Source organism: Acinetobacter lactucae (assembly GCF_013344765.1).
Classification (GTDB): domain Bacteria; phylum Pseudomonadota; class Gammaproteobacteria; order Pseudomonadales; family Moraxellaceae; genus Acinetobacter; species Acinetobacter lactucae_A.
Map to the genome: position 1 here is coordinate 1 of NZ_JABVBF010000161.1, position 7,814 is coordinate 7,814.

The 7,814-nt window shown below is 38.4% G+C and carries 6 protein-coding genes; 4 read left to right on the forward strand and 2 right to left on the reverse strand.

Going from position 1 to position 7,814, the window contains the following annotated elements; translation table 11 throughout:
- Positions 1-131: 131 nt before the first annotated feature.
- From HUN22_RS13930 to HUN22_RS13945, 4 genes are all read left to right on the forward strand, one after another.
- Complete coding sequence (locus HUN22_RS13930) at positions 132-770, forward strand: hypothetical protein (RefSeq protein ID WP_174730471.1); 639 nt, start codon at positions 132-134, stop codon at positions 768-770.
- 68 nt (positions 771-838) lie between these two features.
- Positions 839-1,948: an efflux RND transporter periplasmic adaptor subunit gene (locus tag HUN22_RS13935; protein WP_174730480.1), complete on the forward strand. Its 1,110-nt coding sequence runs from the start codon at positions 839-841 to the stop codon at positions 1,946-1,948.
- A 15-nt stretch (positions 1,949-1,963) separates the two neighbouring features.
- Positions 1,964-5,062, forward strand: a complete 3,099-nt coding sequence (locus HUN22_RS13940) for an efflux RND transporter permease subunit (RefSeq protein ID WP_174730474.1) — start codon at positions 1,964-1,966, stop codon at positions 5,060-5,062.
- Between the two features lie 58 nt (positions 5,063-5,120).
- Complete coding sequence (locus HUN22_RS13945) at positions 5,121-6,836, forward strand: proline--tRNA ligase (RefSeq protein ID WP_174730477.1); 1,716 nt, start codon at positions 5,121-5,123, stop codon at positions 6,834-6,836.
- Between the two features lie 55 nt (positions 6,837-6,891).
- Here the strand turns inward: HUN22_RS13945 and HUN22_RS13950 are convergent, their stop codons facing one another.
- Together HUN22_RS13950 and HUN22_RS13955 are read right to left on the reverse strand one after the other, a co-directional pair.
- Positions 6,892-7,233 carry a YegP family protein gene (locus HUN22_RS13950; protein ID WP_004638995.1) on the reverse strand — a complete coding sequence of 114 codons (342 nt, stop codon included), beginning with the start codon at positions 7,231-7,233 and terminating at the stop codon, positions 6,892-6,894.
- Between the two features lie 210 nt (positions 7,234-7,443).
- Positions 7,444-7,788: a zinc ribbon domain-containing protein YjdM gene (locus tag HUN22_RS13955; protein ID WP_004789255.1), complete on the reverse strand. Its 345-nt coding sequence runs from the start codon at positions 7,786-7,788 to the stop codon at positions 7,444-7,446.
- Positions 7,789-7,814 lie beyond the last annotated feature (26 nt).

Here is a 7,814-nt window from a genome sequence, read left to right on the forward strand (position 1 = left end):
CATCACACTTTAATTAAAATTATCATTTTTTTTATAATGACTATATTTTTATTCAGCTAAATAATAATTAATATATTGGAGATTAAATATTTAAAAATAAGCGATTTAGCTATCTTTTTTGGGGATTTTCAATGAGTGACAGGATGAAATATGCCTTTTGCAGGAACTTCTTGTCTGTATCTATAGGCATTATTTCCTTCGGATTAGTCTTTTTCTCACCTCCTAGCCTAGCCGTTACCGATACTCCCAAAGCGGTTTGGTACCGCTATTATGATCAGAATGGTATTGCTAATATTAGTACATCAGTTACACCAGCACATATTCGTTATGGTTATGAAGCTCTAGATCGCAATATGCAAGTGATAAAAAGAAATCACTCTTATAATGCTGAAGCTGATTTAAATCAATCAAATCAACGAGCATTATTGGCGCGTCATAAAGAACAAGATATCAAATTAAAAAAAGCTTATAGCAATAGCAGGACAGCTTTGATTAAAAGAGATCAGGCATTACTGTCTATAAAGAAACAAATTAATTATCAACAGGAACAACTTAACCAATTACAACAAGACAAAATTTTATTTAAACGTCAGGAAATGGAGTATTTCAGAAAAGGAGAAACAATTCCTGAGCGTCATAAAGCTTTGATTGAAAACAATCTAAATAATATTAAACGAGTTAAACAGACGATTGAAACACTTTCCAAGACCTATAACCGAACCAATAATGAGTATGAAAATATTATCGAACGTTTAAAAAAGCTTGAATAACTGCAAAGGTTTATCAAGAATAGGGGCAAAATAAAATTTGAATTATAGGATGATGCTGTATGCACACAATGCATCCCCCCCCTTCTACTTTTTTTAAACTGAGTATTATTAGTTTATGTTTAATTTTAGCTGCATGTAGTCAGCAAGAAAAAACTCAAAGCGCAGCCTCAGCTCCTGCAAAAATTGAGCTTATTCCTCAAGATCTTATCGCGGTTAAACAAGGAGCTCTTGACTCTCAAACTGCATTTACAGGAACTATTCGAGCTGTTCAGCAAAGTTCAATTCAAGCACAAGTGAGTGCAACAGCGACGAATGTCACTGCAAATGTGGGTCAACAGGTACAAAAAGGTCAAGTTCTGGTCAGATTAAATAATCAGGACAATGTTGCAAGATTAGCGCAAGCACGCGCCAACCTCGCATCAGCTCAATCACAAGCTGAACTTGCTCGTAATTTAATGAATCGAAAACAAAGATTATTCAATCAAGGTTTTATTGCTCAGGTCGAGTTTGAACAAAGTCAGGTGGACTATAAAGGGCAACTTGAAAGTGTAAAAGCACAACAAGCCAATGTTGATATTGCTAAAAAAGCTGATCAGGACGGAATTATTACTAGTCCAATTTCAGGTGTAATTACTAAACGGCAAGTTGAACCCGGTCAAACTGTTTCAGTTGGACAAACACTATTTGAAATCGTAAATCCAGATCAGCTTGAAATACAGGCAAAGCTACCTATTGAACAACAATCTGCGCTTAAGATAGGTAGCAACATTCAATATCAAATTCAGGGCAATTCAAAACAATTAAATGCAACGCTAACTCGCATTTCACCTGTCGCCGATCAAGACAGCCGACAAATTGAGTTCTTTGCTGCTCCTAAAGAAAAAATTGATTCATTAAGCATTGGAGCGTTCATTAATGGAAATATTCTGCGCAATAACACTCATCAAGGTCAAACTATTCCTTTAGACAGCATTCAAAATATGCAACATGACCCTTTTGTATGGGTGATACGTAATCACACCATTCAAAAAGTTAAAATTCGAGTGGTTGAACAGCGTTATAACGACAATATTGCCTTAGTCGAAGGTTTACAAAGCACTGATCTGGTGAGCCGTATTCAATTTGAAGATTCCGACATTAATAAAAAAGTGACGGTTACAACCGACAAAAATAAATAAGGTAGCAAATAGCGTATGTGGTTTACTCGAATCAGTGTGAAATACCCCGTTTTTACCATTATGATGATGCTCAGCTTAATGGTACTTGGGTTAGCGTCTTGGAAACGCATGACAGTTGAAGAGTTTCCAAATATAGATTTCCCTTTCGTAGTGGTCACTACGCAATATGCGGGTGCGTCACCTGAGGCTGTTGAGTCAGATATTACTAAAAAACTTGAAGATCAAATCAATACAATTTCAGGAATTAAACAGATTACTTCACGCTCAAGTGAAGGCCTTTCGATGGTGATTGCCGAGTTTAATCTTGATACATCTTCGGCGATTGCTGCTCAGGATGTTCGTGACAAAATTGCGCCCGTCACAGCACAGTTTCGTGATGAAATTGATACACCGATTGTGCAACGCTATGACCCCTCCTCTAGCCCAATCATGTCTGTCGTGTTTGAATCAAACAGTATGAGTCTGGCTCAATTAAGTTCCTATGTAGATAAACGTATTGTGCCTCAGCTTAAAACAGTCTCAGGTGTCGGTAATGTGAATTTATTGGGCGATGCTAAACGGCAAATAAGAATAAAAGTTATTCCTGCACAATTGCAAAGCTACGGCATTGGCATTGATCAGGTGATTAACACCTTAAAAAATGAAAATATTGAAGTTCCAGCAGGGGCCTTACAACAAAAAAATTCTGAACTGGTTGTACAGATTCAATCAAAAATTATTCATCCCCTTGCATTTGGAGATTTGGTTATTGCCAATAAAAATGGTTCACCCATTTTTTTAAAGCAAGTGGCAACTGTTGAGGACACACAAGCCGAACTACAATCGAGCGCCTTTTATAATGGAAGAACTGCAGTCTCAGTCGATATCTTAAAAAGCTCAGATGCCAATGTAATTAAAGTCGTCGATCAGACTTATCAAACTTTAGGGAAATTAAAAGATCAAATGCCTGCAGGTTTAGATTACAAAGTCGTAGCTGATAGCTCTAAAGGTATTCGCGCTTCAATCAAAGATGTTGTTCGAACCATTATTGAAGGTGCTGCCTTAGCAATTCTGATCGTTTTACTTTTTTTAGGCTCTTTCCGCTCTACAGTTATTACCGGTCTAACCTTACCGATTACTTTGCTCGGAACCTTAACTTTTATCTGGGCTTTTGGGTTTAGCATTAACATGATGACCCTGTTAGCGCTATCGCTCAGTATTGGTTTACTCATTGATGATGCAATTGTGGTGCGAGAAAATATTGTTAGGCACACTGAACTTGGCAAAGACCATGTGACCGCTGCTCTTGAAGGAACAAAAGAAATTGGTTTAGCTGTGCTCGCAACTACACTTACCATTGTGGCAGTATTTCTACCCGTTGCTTTTATGGGAGGCTTAATTGGGCGTTTCTTCTATCAATTTGGTGTAACTGTAAGTACGGCTGTTCTCATTTCCATGTTCATCAGCTTTACACTCGATCCAATGCTTTCAGCTCATTGGAAAGATCCTGTAAAGAAAAAAGATAATTGGCTACAACGTTTTTTTAACCATATTTCTAATTCGTTAGATCGGCTTACTCATGTTTATGAAAAGCTATTAAAGCTTGCTCTACGCTTCCGATTCTTTACGGTCATTATTGCAATTGCTTCATTATTTGCTGCATTAGGACTATCTAAACTGATTGGGACCGAATTTGTACCTACACCAGATAAAGGTGAAGTCCGCATTCAATTCGAAACTCCTGTAGATGCATCTTTGGAATACACCCAAGCAAAATTACATCAGGTCGATCAAATTATTAGACAATTCCCCGATGTGGTTTCCACTTACGGCGTGGTTAACAGCGAAGTAGACTCTGGTAAAAACCATGCGGGTCTAGGGGTGACCTTAAAGCCGAAACAAGAGCGTAGCTCAGATCTGAATACACTCAACAACGAGTTCCGTGATCGTTTGCAAACTGTAGCGGGTATTCGAGTAACCTCTGTTGCCGCAGCACAAGACTCCGTCTCTGGCGGTCAAAAGCCAATCATGATTTCTATTAAAGGGACAGACCTAAATGAACTACAAAAAATCTCAGATCGCTTTATCGCTGAAATGGAAAAAATTAAAGGCGTAGTTGATTTAGAAAGCTCACTGAAAGAACCCAAACCTACTTTGGGTGTAAATATTAATCGTGTGCTGGCAAGTGATTTGGGCTTATCTGTTTCCCAAATTGCGAATGCCATTCGACCATTAATTGCGGGCGATAATGTCACCACTTGGGAAGACCGTGATGGCGAAACTTATGATGTGAATTTACGTTTAAATGAAAATAAACGTATGCTTCCGCAAGATGTACAAAATTTATATATCAACTCTAATAAAACCAATGCAGCTGGACAAAATATATTAGTTCCATTGAGTGCCGTCGCAACGACCGAAGAAAAGCTTGGGGCTTCACAAATTAACCGACGTGATCTTGAACGTGAGGTCCTTATTGAGGCAAATACCTCAGGTCGCCCTAGTGGAGATATTGGTCAAGACATCGATAAAATGCAAAAGGCATTTAAGCTACCTGCGGGCTATACATTTGATACTCAAGGTGCAAATGCAGACATGGCTGAATCTGCTGGATACGCATTAACTGCTATTACCCTATCGATTGTATTTATATATATCGTGTTAGGTTCTCAGTTCAATAGCTTTATTCATCCAGCGGCCATTATGGCGTCTTTACCTTTATCATTAATTGGTGTTTTTCTTGCCCTATTCTTGTTCCAAAGCACCCTAAATCTGTTTTCAATTATTGGCATTATTATGCTGATGGGGCTCGTCACTAAAAATGCAATCTTGCTGATCGATTTTATTAAGAAAGCGATGGATCAAGGTGTCAGCCGTTATGATGCTATTTTACAAGCTGGGAAGACCCGTTTACGTCCAATTTTAATGACAACAAGTGCTATGGTGATGGGGATGGTTCCATTAGCTTTAGGTCTTGGTGAAGGCGGTGAGCAAAGCGCACCAATGGCTCATGCTGTGATTGGCGGTGTGATTACCTCTACCCTGTTGACTCTTGTAGTTGTACCCGTCATTTTCACTTATCTGGATGACTTGAAAAACTTTATGCTGCGTCAAACTCGACGATTCATGTCATAATGCAGCGATTATCGTATAATCTGCGTTTTTATAACGCTTAACTTTTAGGACTTTTTCCATGCGCGCAAGCCGCTTTTTATTTGCAACGTTGAGAGAAACCCCAAATGATGCTGAAGTGATTTCACACCAGCTCATGTTACGTGCGGGGATGATTCGTAAATTGGCATCTGGTTTATATACATGGCTGCCGATGGGAACACGTGTGCTTAAAAAAGTAGATGCGATTATTCGTGAAGAAATGAACCGTTCAGGCGCGATGGAAGTATTCATGCCCGTGACTCAACCCGCAAGTCTTTGGGAAGAATCAGGTCGATATGAACAATACGGTCCTGAATTATTACGTTTTAAAGATCGTCATACGAACCCATTTGTACTTGGGCCAACGCATGAAGAAGTTATTACAGATATGGCACGTAACGAATTAAAAAGTTATAAGCAGCTTCCTGTAAACTTCTATCAAATTCAAACTAAATTCCGTGATGAAATTCGACCACGTTTTGGTGTAATGCGTTCACGCGAGTTCATCATGAAAGATGCTTATTCTTTCCATGCAACTCAAGAATCGTTACAAGAAACTTATGACGTGATGTACGACACTTATAGCCGTATTTTCACTCGCTTAGGTTTAGATTTCCGTCCAGTTCAAGCTGATACAGGCTCTATTGGTGGTTCAGCTTCACACGAATTCCACGTATTGGCTGCTAGTGGTGAAGATGACATCGCATTTTCAACTGAATCTGATTATGCAGCAAACGTTGAAATGGCTGAGGCTGTTTTAGTTGGTGAACGTGCAGCACCGACACAAGAATTTAAATTGGTTGAAACACCAAACCAAAAAACAATTGATGATGTATGTCAGTTCTTAAATGCTGACCCTAAGCAATCTGTTAAAGCTTTATTGGTTCAAGGTGTTGCTGACGAAAAAGGTAATGTTCCTGTTGTTGCTCTATTTGTACGTGGTGACCACGAACTGAATGAGATTAAAGCTGAGAAACATCCTTTAGTTGCAGCCCCTCTTACTTTTGCAACTGAAGAACAACTGCAAGCATTTGGTTTAACAGCTGGCTTTACTGGTCCACAAGGTCTAGTCGAAAAAGGCTTAACTGTAATTGTTGACCGTGCTGCATCTGTTCTTTCTGACTTCGTTGCTGGTGCAAATGAAGCAGACAAACATGCAGTTGGCGTAAACTGGGAACGTGATGCGCAAATTAGTGAAGTTTTTGATTTACGTAATGTGGTTGAAGGCGATCCATCTCCAGATGGCAAAGGCACACTACAAATTAAACGTGGTATTGAAGTAGGTCATATTTTCCAGCTTGGTACTAAATACTCTGAAGCTTTAGGCTGTAAAGTTCTAGGTGAAGATGGCAAACCCTTTACAGTAACTATGGGATGCTACGGTATTGGTGTAACACGTGTTGTTGCAGCTGCAATTGAACAAAACTACGATGAAAAAGGCATTATCTGGCCACAAGCCATTGCACCTTTTGAAATTGCCATTGTTCCAATGAATGCGCACAAATCACCACGTACTCTTGAAGCAGCAGAATCTCTTTATGCAGAGCTTCAGGCACAAGGTTTTGATGTATTACTTGATGATCGTAACGAGCGACCAGGCGTTAAATTCTCTGACCTTGAGTTAATGGGTATTCCACACCGTATCGTGATTGGTGAAAAAGGTCTTGATGCGGGTACTTTTGAATATAAAGGCCGCCGAGATGCTGAAGCGAGCAATTTAACTAAAGAAGAGCTTTTAGCTAAGTTAGCGCGTTAATAAATACATAAATAAAAAAGCAGCTTTTAGAAGCTGCTTTTTTTTAAATTAATTTTTATGCCTGAACTGTTAAGTCCTTGATGGTCGTTGATGAACCATTGGTTTTAACAGACTCAATTCCTTTATCTCGTGAGGCTTCACTCGCATAGAACTGACTTGTTCCAATAATCTGATGATTTGCAGCTTTTAAATTGAAATAAGGTTTTCCGTTCTTTGCAGTTAAACGCTCATATCGGGCGTCATCACCACTATTTTTCTGAATTGATTCAATACCATTTACAGCAGAGGCTTTTGCCTTATATAGCTCGCTATTTAAAATAGGTTCACCATTTCCTGCCTTCAAGATAAAACGGTATTGACCATCACTCGCTTGTGAAATTTCGTACCATCCTGCCATAAAAACCTCATTTTTTTGTTGGTGTGAGTATGACTTTCGTTATTATTCTGGACGAAAGTTATTTGTTATTAATGACAATATAAAGGCGTAGATATCCCTTGAATAGCCCATTTTTTATACTTTTTCGTAATAAAATTATAATGATGTTAGAACTTTAAAAGCAGAGATATAGACATATATCTCTGCTGAAATGTAATAATAATTAACAGTTTAAGCTTTTTTTACAAATTCAGATTTTAATTTCATCTGGCCAATACCATCAATTTTACAATCAATATTATGGCCATCACTTGCATCTGGAACTAAACGAATCGTTTTTACCTTTGTACCAACTTTAACGACTGAAGATGACCCTTTAATTTTTAAGTCTTTAATTACAGTAACGCTATCGCCATCTGCCAAGACATTTCCATTCGCATCTTTAATAATTTCTTGTTCTTCGGTAAGCGATGCTTCTCCTTCTTTCCACTCATGTGAACATTCAGGACAAATCAATAAGTCGCCATCTTGGTAAGTATATTCTGATTGGCATTTTGGGCAATTTGGCAAAGACATGAAAAAATCTCAAAAAGTATATTATG